22 protein-coding genes are annotated in these 18,952 nt (G+C 30.1%); 3 read left to right on the top strand and 19 right to left on the bottom strand.

The features are described from left to right. Positions 1-507: an anti-sigma-I factor RsgI family protein gene (locus BR66_RS0108160; RefSeq protein WP_026882480.1), complete on the top strand. Its 507-nt coding sequence runs from the start codon at positions 1-3 to the stop codon at positions 505-507. Between the two features lie 60 nt (positions 508-567). Here the strand turns inward: BR66_RS0108160 and BR66_RS0108165 are convergent, their stop codons facing one another. Together BR66_RS0108165 and BR66_RS0108170 are read right to left on the bottom strand one after the other, a co-directional pair. Beyond that, a complete protein-coding gene (locus BR66_RS0108165) occupies positions 568-1,455 on the bottom strand; it encodes a polysaccharide deacetylase family protein (RefSeq protein WP_026882481.1) in 888 nt (295 codons plus the stop codon). A gap of 29 nt (positions 1,456-1,484) precedes the next feature. Next, entirely contained in the window at positions 1,485-2,381 is an 897-nt protein-coding gene (locus tag BR66_RS0108170; protein ID WP_026882482.1) for a polysaccharide deacetylase family protein, read from the bottom strand. Between the two features lie 384 nt (positions 2,382-2,765). Between BR66_RS0108170 and BR66_RS25650 the strand changes: the two genes are divergently transcribed. Both BR66_RS25650 and ispF read left to right on the top strand, forming a co-directional pair. After that, positions 2,766-2,933 carry a hypothetical protein gene (locus BR66_RS25650; protein WP_156946258.1) on the top strand — a complete coding sequence of 56 codons (168 nt, stop codon included), beginning with the start codon at positions 2,766-2,768 and terminating at the stop codon, positions 2,931-2,933. A 125-nt stretch (positions 2,934-3,058) separates the two neighbouring features. Further along, positions 3,059-3,559, top strand: a complete 501-nt coding sequence (ispF, locus tag BR66_RS23425; RefSeq protein ID WP_035795763.1) for a 2-C-methyl-D-erythritol 2,4-cyclodiphosphate synthase — start codon at positions 3,059-3,061, stop codon at positions 3,557-3,559. A 122-nt stretch (positions 3,560-3,681) separates the two neighbouring features. Here ispF and BR66_RS0108185 read toward each other — a convergent pair whose 3' ends face one another. From BR66_RS0108185 to thiM, 17 genes are all read right to left on the bottom strand, one after another. Beyond that, positions 3,682-4,209, bottom strand: coding sequence for a hypothetical protein (locus BR66_RS0108185; RefSeq protein WP_026882483.1), 528 nt, complete (start codon positions 4,207-4,209; stop codon positions 3,682-3,684). Between the two features lie 339 nt (positions 4,210-4,548). Further along, a complete protein-coding gene (locus BR66_RS0108190) occupies positions 4,549-5,799 on the bottom strand; it encodes an EAL domain-containing protein (protein ID WP_026882484.1) in 1,251 nt (416 codons plus the stop codon). 221 nt (positions 5,800-6,020) lie between these two features. After that, the gene (locus BR66_RS0108195; protein ID WP_026882485.1) at positions 6,021-6,239 is read right to left on the bottom strand and encodes a DUF2922 domain-containing protein; all 219 of its coding nucleotides are present in this window, start codon (positions 6,237-6,239) and stop codon (positions 6,021-6,023) included. 31 nt (positions 6,240-6,270) lie between these two features. Then, positions 6,271-6,495, bottom strand: coding sequence for a DUF1659 domain-containing protein (locus tag BR66_RS0108200; protein ID WP_026882486.1), 225 nt, complete (start codon positions 6,493-6,495; stop codon positions 6,271-6,273). Positions 6,496-6,624: 129 nt separating this feature from the next. Continuing rightward, positions 6,625-8,565, bottom strand: a complete 1,941-nt coding sequence (locus tag BR66_RS0108205; RefSeq protein ID WP_026882487.1) for a hypothetical protein — start codon at positions 8,563-8,565, stop codon at positions 6,625-6,627. A 108-nt stretch (positions 8,566-8,673) separates the two neighbouring features. Further along, positions 8,674-9,804, bottom strand: coding sequence for an ABC transporter permease (locus BR66_RS0108210; protein ID WP_026882488.1), 1,131 nt, complete (start codon positions 9,802-9,804; stop codon positions 8,674-8,676). Position 9,805: 1 nt separating this feature from the next. After that, positions 9,806-10,588: an ABC transporter ATP-binding protein gene (locus BR66_RS0108215; protein WP_026882489.1), complete on the bottom strand. Its 783-nt coding sequence runs from the start codon at positions 10,586-10,588 to the stop codon at positions 9,806-9,808. Between the two features lie 15 nt (positions 10,589-10,603). Continuing rightward, positions 10,604-11,353, bottom strand: a complete 750-nt coding sequence (locus BR66_RS0108220; RefSeq protein WP_026882490.1) for an HlyD family secretion protein — start codon at positions 11,351-11,353, stop codon at positions 10,604-10,606. Between the two features lie 16 nt (positions 11,354-11,369). Continuing rightward, on the bottom strand, positions 11,370-11,975 hold the full coding sequence (locus BR66_RS0108225; RefSeq protein ID WP_026882491.1) for a TetR/AcrR family transcriptional regulator: 606 nt from the start codon (positions 11,973-11,975) through the stop codon (positions 11,370-11,372). 181 nt (positions 11,976-12,156) lie between these two features. Next, on the bottom strand, positions 12,157-13,224 hold the full coding sequence (locus tag BR66_RS0108230; RefSeq protein ID WP_026882492.1) for a hypothetical protein: 1,068 nt from the start codon (positions 13,222-13,224) through the stop codon (positions 12,157-12,159). 238 nt (positions 13,225-13,462) lie between these two features. Then, positions 13,463-14,461: an ornithine carbamoyltransferase gene (gene argF, locus BR66_RS0108235; RefSeq protein ID WP_026882493.1), complete on the bottom strand. Its 999-nt coding sequence runs from the start codon at positions 14,459-14,461 to the stop codon at positions 13,463-13,465. Positions 14,462-14,669: 208 nt separating this feature from the next. Continuing rightward, positions 14,670-15,869, bottom strand: coding sequence for an ABC transporter permease (locus BR66_RS0108240; RefSeq protein ID WP_026882494.1), 1,200 nt, complete (start codon positions 15,867-15,869; stop codon positions 14,670-14,672). Further along, a complete protein-coding gene (locus BR66_RS0108245; RefSeq protein WP_026882495.1) occupies positions 15,862-16,590 on the bottom strand; it encodes an ABC transporter ATP-binding protein in 729 nt (242 codons plus the stop codon). Before BR66_RS0108245 ends, BR66_RS0108240 begins: the two co-directional genes overlap by 8 nt. Before the next feature lie 22 nt (positions 16,591-16,612). Then, entirely contained in the window at positions 16,613-17,026 is a 414-nt protein-coding gene (locus BR66_RS0108250) for a hypothetical protein (protein ID WP_026882496.1), read from the bottom strand. Positions 17,027-17,028: 2 nt separating this feature from the next. Then, positions 17,029-17,226, bottom strand: a complete 198-nt coding sequence (locus tag BR66_RS0108255; RefSeq protein WP_026882497.1) for a helix-turn-helix transcriptional regulator — start codon at positions 17,224-17,226, stop codon at positions 17,029-17,031. Between the two features lie 227 nt (positions 17,227-17,453). Beyond that, on the bottom strand, positions 17,454-18,068 hold the full coding sequence (thiE, locus tag BR66_RS0108260; protein WP_026882498.1) for a thiamine phosphate synthase: 615 nt from the start codon (positions 18,066-18,068) through the stop codon (positions 17,454-17,456). Between the two features lie 53 nt (positions 18,069-18,121). Then, positions 18,122-18,934: a hydroxyethylthiazole kinase gene (gene thiM, locus BR66_RS0108265; protein WP_026882499.1), complete on the bottom strand. Its 813-nt coding sequence runs from the start codon at positions 18,932-18,934 to the stop codon at positions 18,122-18,124. Positions 18,935-18,952 lie beyond the last annotated feature (18 nt).

Below are 18,952 nucleotides of genomic sequence, written 5' to 3' on the forward strand. Positions count from 1 at the left end.
ATGGATGAAAACAAAAGAGTGATAACAATAAACTCATATGAAGACTCTAGCAGTAGTGAACCTGACCTTCTTCCTAAACAAAAAAAATTCACAAAATTAAAATCTATATTATTATTTCTAATTATCATTATTATTCTCGGTGCTATAGTCTCAATATATGCTTATTTTACACCTACTAGTTTTGTGATTATAGATGCAAATGCTTCAATAAATTTAAAAGTTAACAGATGGAATAAAATAATTGATATTTCTTCCTTAGATGGGAATGGAAATAACATAATAACCACTTCAAAATTAAAATATAAAAATATAAATGAGGGTCTTGTTCTCATTTTAAGTACTGCTGAACAAAATAATTACATAAATGTATTAAGCCCTGATGAAAAAATGAAAAAGATATCAGTTTTTATTTCTGGCCATAACATAAATACTTCTTATTTTTCAAGTATAGCCCTTGATAGAAAATTTGATTTAGATATTAACCAAAATGGTAGTAGTTCAAACTAGCCACCTTGAAAAAATACCCACAAAATAATTAAGATCTTCTGCTAAAGCAGAAGATCTTAATTATTTATAATTTGGATTATTTAATCTTTCTACATATTGATCCATTCCCTTAAGGGAATTAACAAAAACCCTATTCAAAAGCAATATGTCTGTATTTTTGCCTGCCCATCCATCATTAGTAGTAAATGCCATAGTATATCCTGCTTTCTGAGCCTCAGCTACTGTGAAATTATTATAACTACCAAAAGGATATGCAATATATTGTATCTTTTTATTTAACATTGTTTCTAACATTTGTTTAGATTGAATTAGCGTATCTAGCTGTTTTTCACTTGACAATTCACCAAGTTTTTCGTGATTTACAGTATGACTTTCTATATCCATACCATTTTTATCCATCTCTTTCAATTGCTTAGAATTTAAATATGGACCCGGTTTATCGGTTAATGCTGGAATTACAAATACGGTCCCCCTAAAGCCAAAAGCTTTAAGAATTGGGAATACATTAGTATAGCTGTCTTCATAACCATCATCAAAGGTTAAAACAACAGATCTTTCAGGAACAGGTTTATTATTTTGTATAAAGTTATGCAGTTCATCTAAACTTAAAGTAGTGTACCCATTGTCCTTAAGATACTGCATTTGTTGCTTAAATACATCTACTGGTACCACAGCACTATTATTGGCCTGCCCATCAGCAACACTATGATACATAAGTGTTGGTATTATCTTATCATTATGTATTAGGTTGATACCTTTAAATGTCCTTATCGTCTGCTCATCATTTTTATTACTCTTAACTTTTTGCTTAGGCTTTGCTTTTAAACCCATTTTTTTACTTAAGGCGCTTTTATTCTTATTTGTATTATTCACAGTAACATAAGTTATAGTTCCAATTAAAGCAACTAATAATATTATTACACTTAGCTTTTTATACGATAATTTCAATTTATCACTTCCTCTTATCACAAATAAAATCAATAATTTTTGTTATTAATTCTATTTTCAAAATCGCTCTCAGTATGAGTGGGTCCTATAAATACTCTGCTTAGCTTGAATTGTCCATCGGTTTTATATGTCCATTTCCCATCTCTACTAAGTCCCAGTGCATATCCTGCATTTTTAACATCTTCTAAAGTTTGAGAATTATAACTTCCAAAAGGATATGAAACATAATTAACCTTTTTATTTAATAATTCTTCCAATTTAGTTTTAGATTCTTTAAGACTAGCTAGTTGGTTATCACTAGTTAGATCCGCAAGTTTAACATTCTCATCTGTTCCACTTTCTATATCCATACCATTTTGTTGCATTTCATTAAGTTGACTCGCGGTTAAAAAATTTGAATTTTCACCAATGCTTTTTACAACAACAAATACAGTAGCTTTAAATCCATAACTTTTTAATATAGGATAAACATTTGAATAGTTATCTTCATAACCATCATCAAAAGTAAGCGCCACAGATTTTTGAGGTATTGGTTTATTATTAATCAAAAAATCGTTAATTTCGTCCATAGTCAGAGTATGGAAATCATTATCTTTTAAGTATTTCATCTGTGAAGCAAAATTTTCCTTTGTTATTCTTAGTCCACTAGACAGAATCGCTGATTGATTATCATCTACACTATGATACATAACTATGGGTACACCTTGATCATTATTCTTCATAGGTACCGTAACTGCGGATGCTACAACATTTGTACTTGTGACATTCGTACTAGACGCATTTTCATCACTAACACTATTAATAATTTTTGTGCTTAATGTATCCTGTTTGCTTTTTTTGTTAATATTAACAAATACAGCCCAAACTATAACTGCCAGTAAAATTAAAAAACTTACCCCTATTATTCTCTTTTCTTCATTTTTCATAGTTAAGTCCTTCCTAAATATTAATAATAATCACTATTTACCATTTAAGTTTACCAAAACAGAACAAAATTATCTATAATTGTTTGATAAAAAATAACATTTATATTTAATATAATGTACTTATCAACATTATACACAGTTTAATCCTTAATAACTTGTGGATTTCAAGCCTTTTTATCCATATAAACAATAGTTTTTATTATATCGTTAAGGTTATCCACAGTTTTGTGGATAACCTGTGGATAATTGATATTGATTTTCAAATGTTATTACTAAATTTATTTTTTAAATATTTTCTATTTATGTATTAACATTTCAAAGAAAAAATAGTATTATAATAGTATAAAGAGAATTAATTAATTCTTACGAAAGGTGGGATTTTATATGAAAAATAATGTTGTGTATGTTGATTTCACCCATAAAAAAGTTTCAAACAAAAAAAATGCATTTTCCTTGGAACAAATTAAAGAACATATAAAATATCTATTTTATTTTATTCCTAACAAATTTAATAAGTCTAATCGTTCAAAACAATGTAAACGTATACTTTGAAAAGATATAATTTACCGTTGCTATGTTAAAATGATTAAAAGCATTTTAACATAGCAACTTTTTTAATATTTGATATAATAAATATATGACTACAGTTCACTATATACAAATGAGGAGTTGATAATATGAGAATTGGACTAGGTTATGATGTACATAAATTGGTCACTGAGAGAAAACTTATACTTGGAGGCGTAGAAATTAATTACGACAAAGGTCTTCTCGGCCATTCTGATGCCGATGTACTTGTCCATGCCATAATAGATAGCTTACTTGGTGCAGCAGCCCTTGGAGATATTGGTACCCATTTTCCTGACAGTGATTCTACTTACAAAGGTGTAAGTAGCTTGGAACTATTAAAAAAAGTTGCAGATATAATAGACAAGGCTGGATTTCAAGTAGGAAATATAGATGCAACTATAATTGCACAAAATCCTAAAATGGCTCCCCACATAAAAAACATGAGAGAAAATATATGTTCTTCTCTGAATATAACCATAGACCAAATAAATATAAAAGCCACCACAGAAGAAGGGCTTGGTTTTACTGGAAGAGGGGAGGGTATATCCTCTGAAAGTATCTGCATTATTGAGGACAAACCCACCGCTTTAAGAACAGTTAAAAGCTAAGAGTGAAAAGTGGCAAGTTGATGAGGATTTTCGGCAATGCCGAATAATTAATAATATATATTATTCCTCATCCACTTGCCCATTTTGTTTAGCTTTACTTGCATGAATTTTTTTCCGCCTTCTCATCTTGACCTTCTTCTTAATTTCCTCTCTTCTCTTTGTGAATGAAAAACATCCCAAAAATTAGGCACTCTCATATATACAACTATAGCTCTTCCTATAAACATAAAAGTTAGCCTTACAAGATACGCAGTTGCATAATCTAGTCCTATGTCTTGAGGCAAGCTTGTAATTAAATGACTTAATATCATTCTTATAGGAAGTGATATTATTAGAAAAAGAAGCATTTGCCATCCACCTTTTATATAAAGATTTCCGTCTTCTTTTGGGTATATATTTGTAATGAATCCAGCAATAACACCACATATTAATCCAATTACTATAAGCATTAATATCCCTGGAGCTATTTCTCCAATGCCACCTCTTATTTTTTGAAGTGTTGAAATTGTAAGCCATATCAAGATTATTGGTAAAAAAATATACTTTTTTGCTTTAAATCTTCTTTCAACGACTTGAATATATATCATGTATAAGATCAATGCAACTACAATTATAGTGTTTGTTAATGATATTCCTTGAAAATTACCCATACAGTTATCACCCCACCAATTTTATATATTTATAATAATCTAATATTTTAAATTTTTATAGTTACATATGTCATTTTATTATATTACATGTGTAACTCACTGTTTTTTTGTCTTAAAACTAAATTTAATAGCAGCGTAAAATGTAAATTGAATAATAATTCTTATAAAAAATCGGAATCTATGGAAGGATTCATATAGTAAATGATATTATTAGAAAAAGAAGGCACATAGATTTTAGGTATAAATCCATGTGCCTTCTTTTATAATTGAGTTTTCCCACTGCAAAAGGAAAAACTCGTCACTAGCCCTTATCTTTTAACTTTTTCTCATATGTGTTTATTAAGCATTTATGCTATCAGGATTAAAATCTATACAGATAATATAGCTTTTTTTAGCGCTATCTTTAAATGAAGAAGAAATTGTTATACAGAGATTCCCTGTTGCCATTGATACGTATGGCTCTGTTACATACTTGTTTAAACTCATACTTCTTAAAAAGTAATAATATTTTTTTAAAGAATGATCTGTTCCCTTTTTAGCTGGCTGGAAAATAAGAGCTTTTTGGGATATCATATTTTTACACCTTGTAGCTGTATTTGTGACTTGCTCTCCGGCATCATTTAGTATATATACACATTCAAGTACGGGGTATTCATCCACAGTGCCTTCTATTATTGAATCAAATTCAGCTTTCTTTGTATTTTCAAGCCTAACAATAATGCCATTTATTATTTCATCATACTTTTTATGTGATTGTTCTTTAGCGTCTATTTCTTCAGACATATATGCCTTATAATCAATGCCCATTTTTTCAATCCGGTCTTTTAAGTTGGTTTTTCCTACTTTATCAGACGGTATTGGTTCAGAGAATGCTCTTCCTTGAATCATATCTGCACCTAGTTCCATAACTACCATAGCTTCTGCCTCTGTTTCTACATCTTCTGCTATTACAAGTGCTCCTACCTTTTTAGATAAGTTTACAAGAGATTTAAATATTTCTTGCTTATAATAATTATAGCTTATATCTTTAGTTATCACGCTGTTAATCTTTATTATATCAGGTTCTACATAAGAAATTCTATCAAGATTTGCAAAACCTGAGCCTAAGTCTTTAAGACCAATTAAAAAGCCCTTATTTCTGTAAAAATTAATAAAATTTTGCATAGCCTCTATATCATCAATCTTTTCTTCAACAATTTCAAGAACTATATTTCTTGGCTCAATTCCATAATCATTGACAACATTCATCAAAATACCGGAACCGATATATTTATCTATTATAGATATATTTATATCTATAAATAATAATATTTCCTTGTTTTTTTCATATATGTCTAAAAAACTTTCCATGGATTTTTCTCTATAAAGTCTATCTAGTTCTATTGCTTCCCCTTCTTTAAGTTCGTACTGTCCTAATTCATCCTTAGAAACAATATTTCCATTTGCATCTGGAAAACCTACAAGTATAGCTTCAAGACCAATAACAGCTTTTTTTATTATAGATACAACTGGCTCAAAATTTAACTCTAAATTTCTGTCCTCTGTTATCTTATTTATATTCAAACCTATGTTTTCTTTTCTAGTACCCAAAGTTTAACACACCTCTTTCTTAAATATACTCTAATTATATTATATTTGTCCAGGAACCTGCATGCAAGATTATTTGTATTTTAAAACTGTCAAATAACAAACTTTTTATTAAATTGTACTACAAAATAGTCATTTAGTACAATTTTGAAAAAATTTTTTTCAAAATTGTACTAAAAAAATAATTAATAGGTCAGAACAAATTTTTTGTTCTGACCTATTAATTATTTTACTGTTAAGATAGTAATATTTTTATCTGTCAATTCAGCAGAATCTATCGCTTTTAAGTTTCCGCTACTAGTAGCAAACAAATTTTTTGATAAAATTGTATTCATAGCACTTGCTACATCTTGGCCGCTAACATCATCTTTTACATTATTCAATTTAAAAGTAACCTTTTTACCACCGTCAGTGGTAAATATCATTGCTAAACTCTTTGCCATTTTCTCACCTCCTATATTTTAGAATATAAATTTATTGATTTGTTATTACGTTATTGTCAACTCTTTCAATGCTAACAACTGGATAGATTAAAAGTGTTCCAAGTGCTGCTGCTACAGCATAGATGTCATCATTGGTTACTGCTGAATTTAATTTAGGGAATTTGTCACTTTTAATTACATCTTTGCCATTTGCATTCTGACCAGTTTTATAATTAATTTGTAACGTGCTCTTTGATATTGCTGAACTTGTTGCCATATTTATCATCTCCTTTCACTAACTAAGTATTCAGTTTTAAAAATGTTTGACTAAATACAGAAAAAAATAAGGATGTAAGTAGACTGTTTTTACACTCTACTTACATCCTATCCTGTCACTTGTTTTTCACTAGTACCGTGTTTTGGAACTTGATATTTTAGTTACCATCCTCTCAAAGTTTCCTGGTAGCTGTTTTCTTATTTCTTTTATCATCTTTCGCATAGTCCTGTTCTGTATTTTAGAAAACAGTTTGCTAAACGAAGCATTTTTAAATGCTTCTCTATCAAATTCATAAAAATATGAAAATAGCCCACTTTTAAATCTATTTTGTACCATTTGTTCATTTAACTCAATAAAATTATCTGAAACCCACGCTATATATTGCCTGGCCATATCAGCACTTTCATTTTCATAAATAAAACCCATTAAACTATCTACATTATATAAAACAATATTATTTAAATATACGGCTTGCTCTACGAAACCTACCATTATCTTCCTAAAATATTTCTCGTTAATTTTATCTTTGTAATAATTTTGAATTTGATTTTCTACATTAAACATTTCTTCTGTGCTCAAAGAACAAATAAAATTTTCTATTTCTTTTAATTTAATAATTGTATCCTCACTAAAAAGCCCTTGCAAGTAATAAATAGTTTCACATTTTTTATCTTCTTTTTCAAAATCCTGAAGATCTATTGCCAAAATATTTTCATAAGTAACCCTAGTTAAATCTATAGACTCTACAGTATATACATATATCTTATTTTTTATTTTATTTTCAAACTCAATATACTTGTCTTCATCCTCTTTAGTAGGACATAACTTTTCAAAGTCTTTTAGATAATTATATATTATAGTATAATCGTCTGCTTTTCTATCTTTTGTTTCAGATATATCTATTAATTTGTTTTGAATATACTCCACAAAAAAATCCATATTTATTACCTTAGGTGAAGTTTTTGCCCAAAAACTTACATGATTTAAAATACCATCTAATTCTTTAGCATCTTCTAGTTCATCTAATATATACCACTTAAGTATATCCTCTACAAACTGATCATTTACAAATAAAATATCTATGAGTTTTCTGAAGACTAAGGGATTTGTATTAGCCTTTAAAAAAATACGCTTAACATAATCTAGCTTTCCTGAACTTTTACCATCTGCTATAACTAACAATAGATAAGCATTTATCACTTTTTTAATATTTTCCCCAGTGAGATCATCAAAATATTTATCAATATAATTATAAAAATTTAATATTATGTCAACAATTTGCTCAGATGGATTATACAGATCTCTATTGTTTTTTTTACTTTTAAATTCTTCTTCAAGTATATTCGCAAAAAACACAGCATAGTTTTTTTGCCCAGTACCTTCATCTGAATTTATTATTTTTTCATAAAGTTCTTTCAATAAACCTACTCTTTGCTCTTCATCTATTTTTTCTCTGTTTTCATTTAAATTAAATATTGTGCTTATTTTATCGTATTCACCAAGGGAAAATTTATTATACACAACAGTGCTGGCAATCAACATAAAATCTATTAATTTTTCTCTCCTGTTTATGCTTTCAAAAACCAATTCTAGATATTCAGATTTAATACTTAAATCTTTCAGTATAAAACTCTGTGATTTAAAATCAAAAAAGTAAACATCCTGGATTTTTTTTAATTTTTTCTTGTTTTTTTCTTTATAGATAGTAATTTGATCTTTCTTTGCAGAAAAATTTATTATTTCAACCATTTCATCTGGCATACATATTTTTATATATATAAGAAGGCTCAATACATATTGATTAATATGTATTATATTTTCGTTAAAAACTATAACAATCTTAGCATTTTCATTCACAACTCTAAAACATGCAGCTAATATATATTTAAAATCCGTCGGATTTAAATAAGACTTGGCAAAGAATTTTTCCTTTGAATCAATACGTCCGTCAGCCCTTTTCTCATCAATATTGCTAAGCTCTGTACCATCCCATTGAAAAAGTTGCTGACCTTCTTCATTTAGTTTAATACTCTTGGCTTCATCATTTGATTTTCTACCAAATATATTCATTAAAATATCATCCTTAAAATTATTTTTGTATATTCAATAATCTAATTATACATAACAATTATGAACTAATCATTATGTTTTTATAATTAAGATGATATTTTGTATTATTTATTCTAATTTATTCCTAAATTGTATTATGCTTAGTGATAAAAGTATTCCTCCAAATATAAACAGTATGATTACATCTTTATATATATAGTTCATCCCAATACCCTTTAGCACAATGCTTCTTACTATATTTAAAAAATAAGTCAATGGCATAAAATAGCCTATAAAATAAATAACCTTAGGCATAGCTTCCCTTGGAAAAACAAAACCGGATAATAATACGCTAGGCAAAAGTATCATAAATGTCATCTGCATCGCCTCCAGTTGAGTTTTAGCTGCAGTGGAAATTAATATTCCAATTGCCAGTGAACATATGACAAACCCAAATCCAAGAAAAATCAGAAGTGCTATGCTTCCGTTAATTGGTACTCCAAAATAATAAAATCCAATAAACATTGATAATAAAAAGTCGCAAAACCCAATTAAAATATAAGGTACTAATTTTCCTAAAATTATTTCTCCTGATTTTAAAGGAGAAACTAGCAGCTGTTCAATAGTACCTCTTTCTTTCTCCCTTACAAGGGCAAACGCAGTTAGTAAAATGGTTATATTTTGCAAAACTAATCCTACAAGACCTGGTATAGTGAAGTTTTTATTTTTCAAATCCGGATTATAGAGTACTTTTGTGCCAATGTCTATGCCCCCCGTATTTATGTTTCCATTGTTTTTTTCCATAGTTTTATTTATATAACTCATACTATAATTTTCACCAGTTAAAACGCCTGAACTTAATACTGTTCTTGCAGTGGTTGGATCTGAACCATCAATTAAAATTTGAATTCGTGGTTTTTCATTTTCATTTAATTTTAAGGCATAATCAGAGGGTATAATAATAGCCGCATGTATACTTCCTAAATTCATATCCTCATGAATTTGCGATATGCTATTTTCAATTTTAATAACTTTGAAATATTTTGTGTTCTCAAAATTCTTTAAAAAATCTCTACTCTCAGTTGTTTTATTCATATCTAGTACTGCAGTATTAATATTATCAAGTTCAGTATTTACTGCATATCCAAATAAAATCATCATAAGAATAGGCATCATAACTGCAATTATAAGACTTGCTCTATCCCTTTTTATTTGAATAAATTCTTTTTTTACAATGGAGAGAAATCTTTGAAAGTTCATTTTATTCTTCCCCCTTTACTGCGAATTTCAAATCCTCAAAAGATGTTGTTGTGCTAGTATTGGTTTCTCTCTCCACATATTTTATAAATACATCCTCTAAGTTGTTTACCCCTTCTTTCTTTATAAGATCTTTTGGGGCACCTATCTCTATGATTTTGCCATTAAATATAAATGCAAGCTCATCACAACTTTCAGCCTCATCCATATAATGAGTTGTTACTAGAACCGTTATGCCTAAACTTGAAATCTTGTGAATTATATCCCAAAAAGTTCTTCGTGATACTGGATCAACGCCTGCTGTAGGCTCATCTAGCACTAATAGTTTAGGTTGATGAATAAGGGCACACCCAAGTGCTAACCTTTGCTTCCATCCTCCTGAAAGAACCTTTGTAATCACTTTTTCTCTTCCTGAAAGACCTGCAAGTGCTATTATGCCTTTTTTCCTTTCATCTCTATCCTTTTTATTCAAGCCATATATTCCTGCATAAAAATCCAAATTTTCATTAACAGTTAAATCTTCATAAAGGCTAAATTTTTGCGACATATATCCTATATTTTTCTTCACATTTGCATTTTGTGTTCCAGTATCATACCCTAATACCTTTGCAAAACCTTCCGTAGCTTGAAGAACTCCACAAATAATCTTAATAGTAGTAGACTTTCCAGAACCATTTGGGCCTAAAAATCCAAATACCTTTCCCTCTTCCACATTAAAAGATATATGATCAACTGCTGTAAATTTGCCAAAACGTTTTGTAAGATTTTTAATTTCTATTGCGTTCATAAAATTCACCACACTTTATTTAATTTCGGCATCAACCATACTACCAACTGCAACATCCTTAATTCCATTCAGTGATATTTTCACTTTAAATACTGTATTTTCTTTTTCATCCTTAGTTTCAGTATTTTTAGGTGTAAACTCAGACTGCTTGGAAATATATATGATTTTTCCATCCCCAATTTTCTTATCATTTGAATATAATGTTATACCTTTATTTTCACTTATATCATTTCTTTTACTTTCATCAATGTACACTTCTATATATTTATTGTTAGAATCCATGACTTTTGCAATATTCATGCCTATTCCTACCATTTCACCTTTATGAACATAAATATCTAAAACAGTCCCTGCTACACTGGATTTTATATTACATTTGTCTACCTGTAGTTTTGCTAAATCTAGTGCTGCCTGCGCCTGCTCTACACTTGCATTAGCGGAGTTTTTAGTATTATCATCTGCATTTGCTAGCACCTCTCCCTGCTTTGCTACTGCAATAGTAAGCCCTGCTTCTGCTTCTTTTTGCTGGAGAAGATAACTAGTAGCATCTACTGTTTCTACCTTATCACCATCTTTTACATAACTTCCTTGTATTACTGAGGTGTCAATAACCTTACCTGAAATCTCTGATACTATATTGTAATTATCTGCCTCTACAGTGGCTGTATATCTATTATTTTTGCTATCTGAACTTGAAATGCCACATGCAGATAAAGAAACTATCATGATCCCAGTCAGAATTACAATACATGTTTTTTTCACCATCTAATATCACTCCCCATTATGATTTTTTTAGGCCTCCAATTATAATATCAATAAGTTTGTCTATTTCCTCTTCATTAGATATATAACTTTGCTTTAAAAAAAGGTTCTGCACCACATAAGCTGTTACGGTTCCCATTAATGCTGTCTCCGCCACATCCAAATCAACATTTCTAAATACACCTTTTTCAATATAGGTCGTTAAAAATTTTCTTATAAATAGTTTAGCCTTTGGCAATATGTTTTTTTTAATACTGGTTGCCACTTCTGCATTATATAAGGATTCTGAAACAACTACCTTCATTATATCTTTGTACTTTTTTACTAGTTCGATTCTATCTTTAATTAATATTTTTAGTATTTCTCGCCCATCTTTATCGCTATTTTTTTCTAAAATATTAGTTAACTGCTCTGAAATAAATTTTTCTCCAACAAATTCAGTGAATTTATCTATTACCCCCTTTATTAATATATCTTTTTTTGTTTTAAAATATCTAAAAATGGTTCCTTCTGCAACCCCAGCTTCTTTTGCTATTTCACTGGTAGTAGTTCCGTTATAACTTTTTTGTGCAAATATCTTTATTGCTGCAGCTAAAATAGCCTCTCTTTTGTTCTCCCTAGCCATATTCTCACCTCCCACATATTTCTTAAGATATAAAATGAGTGATTACTCACTTTTATTATATGTTGATAATTTCAATTTGTAAAGCTGTTTTTTGAAAAAAATAAGCCATCAATATAATTGATGGCTTACTTTAAAATATAGCGTTCAATATGCTACTTATCCCATTACACATTTTCGCTAACTATTTACTTGTAGTGGTATTTGTTCCTCCACCAACTGTATCTGTAGTTGGTGCTGATGTCGTTGGTGTTGTTGGTGCTACTGGCGGCGTTGTATTTGTTGTTGGCGTTGTTGGCGTCGTTGTATTTGTTGAACTACCTGCACCTTTTGTTTCATTTGTTCCTACTCCTGAACTACCTGCACCTGATGCCGAATTTGTTGTTTCTGGACTACTTGTACCTGTTGCTGCATTTGTTGTTTCTGAGCTGCTTGCACCTGTTGCTGCGTTTGTTCCTGATCCTTTTGTATTTGTCCCTGCATCTCGTGCACTATTTGTTCCTGATGCTGAGCTACCTGAATCCTTTGTTGCATTTTCGCCTGATCTTTTTGAACCAGTTGACTGTTTGGTAACATTAGTCGATGCATTAGTAGCGTCGCCTTTAAAATACAATTCTGCAGAAACTCCAGCCATTACAATTAGAACAAATAATACAATAATTATAATAACCTTTTTATTTTTACTTACTTTGCTATTTCCAGAAAACACTTCTGCATTTTCTCTATTTGTTGTTTTTTCAGTTCCTGATACCTTATTCATTACCTGTTCTATATTTTTAGGTATATTAACCAATGCCAATAAGATTCCTTTTTCTTCTGAAGAATCTATCTCTTTAAAATTTTCTGGTGATCTAATTACAACAATTGGCTTCTTCGTCATAACATCTTTATTTTCTAAATACACTGTAACTGAAAACTCATCACCCTTACTTAAAAAAGGTATATAAACCTCTAAAACGTTATTCTCTATGTTAGAATCAAATTTCAAACCTTTTGTTATCTTGAAATCTGTACTCTTTAAGTTATTTTGTTCGTTTTGTATATGTACAGTTAACTCATGAATTGTTTTTTTTGATGGGTTCTTAACCGTAACAATATATGCAAATTTTTCTTTGTCGTCCATTTTTTCAGGTTTACCATTTCGTATATTACATAATATCCTAGGTCCTAAATTTGTAAAATAATTCAAAAGTAACCCAGATGCAAATGATATCATTATAGTTATAATTGCAGTTTTAATAATATTTATCAAATTAATTTTCGCTTCCTCATTTTTTCGTCAGTTTAATAATGGTACTGTTGATTCCTATTAAATTATAAAGTAGATATATATTTGTGTCAAACTTAAAAATTACCATATTTTTAACACTATCTTTTCTCTAGCAAAAATAAAAGCGAAGTTCAAGTAGCTTTGCGTAAACAAAATCTACTTAAATCTCGCCTTATTGATTTTTCTGTCTAATGACAGAATGATATATCTTCATTAACTCTTAACTTGATAAAGTTGCTACCATAACCGCTTTTATAGTATGCATTCTATTTTCTGCTTCATCAAATACAACAGAGTGCTCACTTTCAAATACTTCATCTGTTACTTCAAAAGGTTCAATTCCATATTTTTTGTATAACACTTGTACTGTTTCTGTTTTAAAGTCATGAAAAGATGGTAAACAATGCATAAACTTAACATTTTTATTGCCAGTCTTTTTTATAAGCGACATATTTATTTGGTAAGGCAATAACATTTCTATTCTTTTTTTCCAAACATTTTCATCCTCACCCATAGAAACCCAAATGTCCGTGTATAATGCATCTACCCCTAAAACAGCTTGGTCTACATCGCTTGTAATAGTTATTTTACCTCCACTTTCCTCAGCATACTTTTTACATAGTTCTACAAGTTCCTTTTGTGGTTGAAGACTTTCAGGGGCCGCTATTCTAAGATCCATTCCTACCTTACTAGCACCAATCATAAGTGAATTAGCGGTATTGTTTCTTCCATCTCCTAAATAAGTCAATTTCATCTGGTTTAAAGGTTTGTCTGTATGCTCTTTTAAAGTTAGAAAATCGGCTAAAACTTGAGTTGGGTGGTCTATATCTGTAAGGCCATTCCAAACTGGTACCTTTGAATACTGGGCTAAATCTTCAACTACCTTTTGCTCATATCCTCTAAATTCAATACCATCAAACATTCTTCCTAAAACCCTTGCTGTATCCTTAATGGATTCTTTTTTGCTGATTTGTGAGCCTTCCGCTCCTATATAGGTTGTATGTGCACCTTGATCATTTGCCGCAACTTCAAAAGAACATCTTGTTCTTGTTGAATCCTTTTCGAAAATCAAAACAATATTTTTACCTTTTAATTTTTGTACCTCTTTGCCTGCTTTTTTATCCCATTTAAGTTTTGCTGCTAGATCAACAAAATATTCTATTTCTTCTTTTGAGAAGTCCTTAAGGGTTAGGAAACTTTTATTTTTTAAATCTATCATTAATTTCACCATCCAATAATTTTATAATTATTCATCATTATGTATAATTATACTATTCAATTCATATAATTTCAACTATTATATAAATCTTTTTATGTAATGGTTTGTTTATTAGTAGAAAAACACATAAGGAAAGAATAAACTAATAAATATGCTAGTTTATTCTTTCCTTATGCATTAAGTATTTCTATTCCATTGTTCTTGATTTTTAAGTTCTAAAAATTACTTCTTCCTTACTAAACATAAATCTTGCAAATAGTATGCAAGCAACAACATATACTAAAATCCAACCTGCTGTAATACCTATATGGCTATAATTATATATACCCGCAATAAGTTCCTTTAATACACACACCACATTGGCAATTGGTATATTAAAATACATAAGAGGTATGTTCTTAGCATCCAGTGCAAAAGTTGCATATGCAGGTATTATAACTAATACCATCAAAGGTGAAGCATAAGTATTCGCCTCTTTGAAAGATCTTGCATATATACTTATTGCAAGTTCTAATGCTCCAAAAGCCATGGTTAAAAAAACTATTAGTATTCCAATTATAACTAGTGAAGGAGCACTAATTCCTATGCCTGTCATTGCTCCCATACCTGCACTACCTCCGAATGCGCCACCGTTTTCTTTTATAGCAATTAAAATACCAGCTAACGATGCTATAGTTGATATTAATCCTACAACCGTTATAGCAAAAAACTTTCCCCATAATAAGGACAGTCTTCCTGCTCTTGTTGTTAATAGTGGTTCTAATGTACCTCTCTCCTTCTCTCCAACACCAAGGTCAATTGCTGCCGACAATGGACCTGCATAACTATATAATACTAGCATTAGTGGTAACAGCATGGACAATATCATCTTAGAAGCACCATCGCCTTCATTTACAATTGTTGTCTTATCTACTTTTATAGGACTTAATATGGATGTATTAATATTTCTTTTTTGAAGTCTTGTATTTACTACTGTCTTTGAATAGACATCAATATCGGAATTTATTATTGCATTGGCAGTCTCCGAATCTTGACTAGAATTATCATATGTAATTTTTATGTCACTTGTATTTTCGCTTCCTACATTTTCATCAAAATTCTTTGGTATTTCAATAGCTAGATATAACTTTCCTGACTTAATATCACTTTTAATGTTATTTGAAGTTTTAATTTTTATGTTTTTTTGAGCTTTAATAAATTTTCCTAAAGAGCTGTCTCCTTTATCAACTATAGCAATTTTAAGATTATTTTGAACTGTATCCTTAGAACTTGACATACTTTTGCCTAAAACTCCAAAAATAACTGGAAAAAGTAATAATGGTATAAGAATACTCATAATCATTGTTTTTTTATCTCTAAATAAATCTTTAATTTCTTTTTTAAAAACTGTTATTATTGTGTTATTCATTTTTATCACCTACCAAATTCATAAATATTTGTTCCATATCATCACTATTATATTTTGCCTTCAATTCATTTATAGTTCCTTGCTCCACCATTTTTCCTTTGTGAATTATTATTATTCTGTCACATAATTTTTGCACTTCTTCCATGGAATGGCTTGAAAAAACAATGGCTTTATTTTGTTTTTTACAATTTTTAATAAAATCGTGAATTAGCCTTGAGGAAGAAACATCAAGTCCTGCTGTTGGTTCATCTAGAAGTATAACCTTTGGTTCGTGTACTATTGAACGAGCTATAGCCACTTTTTGCTTCATTCCTCGGGAAAATTTACCAATCCTTCTATCCATATATTCAGTCATTTGGAGCTCTTCACTTAGATTTTTTATACTTTCATCTGCTGCGTCTTTAGTCATGCCGTTTAACTCTGCAAAGTATCTTATGTTCTCTCTTGCAGTAAGTCTATCGTAAAGACCTACTTCACCACCAAAAAGTATTCCAATCTGGCTTCTAACTTTACTAGATTCTTTATTAATATCAACACCATTTACTTTTACGGTTCCCCCAGTACACTTAATCATAGTGGATATGATTCTTAGCGTAGTAGTTTTCCCAGCTCCATTTTCTCCTAGTAGTCCTACTATTTCGCCATCATTTATAGTAAAATTCAAGTTGTCCACTGCTTTTACGTCCTTAAACTGTTTAGAAAGATTCATTACTTCTATCACAAAATAACCCCCTTAGCATATTTTATAAAAATCTATATAAAATCATCCAGCAAATAAATGCTAGTAATTCTTCAAAAAGAGCTGCTCCAATAAACATTTTACCATAGTTACTATAATTTAGTATAGCAAGTGTTATTCCTAAAATAATAAAAACGAAAAAACTTATTAGAACAGTAATACTCAGTGACATTAGCTGTACCTTTTTGTTTCTTTCATCATTAGCCAAAATTTCAAGCTTTGCCCTACTACCTTTGTTTAACCAAAGTACAATATATGATAATCCTACAATATTAACCCCAAAAACAATTCCATTAATAAAGTCACACATATCACCGCTTAGGTTTAAATTAAATAAATTTACTACTGCTGCAATTAAAATGCTTAAAACACACATCAATACTGCTGGATATAACTTACCTTTTTTTAAAACAAGCATGTTCATTCCTCCTTATATAAAAAAATTTTTTCTATAGTCAAATGAAAGAAATCGGCTAGCTTAAATGCCAATTCCAGTGAAGGGCTATATTTTCCACTCTCAATTGATATAATAGTTCTTCTTGTAACTTTTACCTTTTCAGCTAGCTCTTGTTGTGTTAATTTATTTTCATGTCTTAACTCACTTAGTCGATTTTTCATTTAGGAAGCACCTCTATATCTATGTGAAGTTTCTTTCACATTATTAATTCTATTATATACTATTTTTTCATGTGTGTGAAGTAAACTTCACATGATTATGCAAAAATATTGTAAATACTATTAAATCATTAATTGTATGCTGCAAAGCTACCATTATAAAAGCTATACCTCATAAAATGGAAAAAGAGTAGAAAATGTTACTCTACCCTTAAAACTACTTTATCATATTATATGATTTTAAACTCTTCAGCAGCTTTTTGTATATTTTCTCTTCCAAGTATTGCAGATATTACTGCTACGCCATTAGTTCCGGACCTCATAACTTTCTTAACGTTACATTGGTCTATTCCACCAATAGCAACCGAAGGTATATTTATGCTCCTGACAATTTCAGTTAATCCTTCTAATCCTATTGGAGTTTTAATATCCTTTTTAGTTCCTGTAAAAAATATAGTACCTATTCCAACATAATCAGCCCCACCAATTTCCGCTTCTTTTGCCTCAGATAAGTTACCTACAGAAATACCTATTATTTTATCTTTGCCCAATATTTCTCTTGCTTTTTTTAATGGCAAATCGCTTTGTCCAAGATGAACTCCTGCTGCGTCAACAGCCTCAGCAATATCTATTCTATCATCTATTATAAGTGGAATTTTATACTTATCTGTAACTTGTTTTATTTCAAGTGCTACCTTGTAAAAATCCCTAGATGATGCATCCTTTTCCCTCACTTGAACTAATGTAACTCCACCTTTTATTGCTTCTTCAACGGATTCCGCTATACTTTTATCCTTTAAAAAGCTCCTGTCAGTGACTAAATATAAACTATAATCAATTTTCATGACAATCTCCCTTTCTTATTTAATTATCTTAAAAAACTAATAGATATTATGACTTACTTTGCATCAATTACTTTAAACTCTACCTGTGCCAATTTTTTAATGTCTTCTTCATCTACATCATAAATTGCATCTATTAGCTTTACTCTAAAACTACCTGGTTTTTTAGCCTCTTCATAAGCCTTTTCCCCTGCAATTCCCATGGCAATTACTGCTGCACAGGTTGCTATAAATTTATCTTCCTCTGCTCCTATAGTACCTGCACAAAGTGCACCAAGCATACAACCTGCACCTGTCACTCTAGTTAATAGGTTAACTCCATTACTAATTACAGCTAACCTTTTTCCATCGGAAATCACATCTATTTCTCCAGTTGCCGCTACTGTGCAATTGTATTTATTTGCAAGAGTTACTACGGCTTCCTCTATGCCTTCACCGTTATCTATTGAATCCACACCTCTAAGAAGTGCGCTTTGTCCTGCCAAAAATTTTATTTCGCCAATATTACCTTTTATTACATCAACTCTTCCAAGCTCCAATATTTTATTAATAACACCCATCTTTCTTTTAATACCACCACAGCCCACTGGATCCAGTACTACTGGAACATTGCTATTCTTAGCTGATATTGCAGCCATTATAGATGATGCCTCTTGTTCCTTTGTAAGTGTTCCAACATTTAAATAAAGAGCATTTGCTATTTTTGCAAATTCATAGCTCTCATCATAGGCTTCACACATGGCAGGTGATGCCCCAAAGGCTAAAAGTATATTGGCACAATCATTAATAGTAACATAATTTGTTATTGCCTGTACTAAAGGCACCCTATCCCTTAATTTTGTTACTACATTAGAAACTTTGTTTATCATAATATAACCCCCTGGTAT

The sequence above is a fragment of the Clostridium akagii DSM 12554 genome (assembly GCF_000686725.1).
Taxonomy (GTDB): domain Bacteria; phylum Bacillota; class Clostridia; order Clostridiales; family Clostridiaceae; genus Clostridium_I; species Clostridium_I akagii.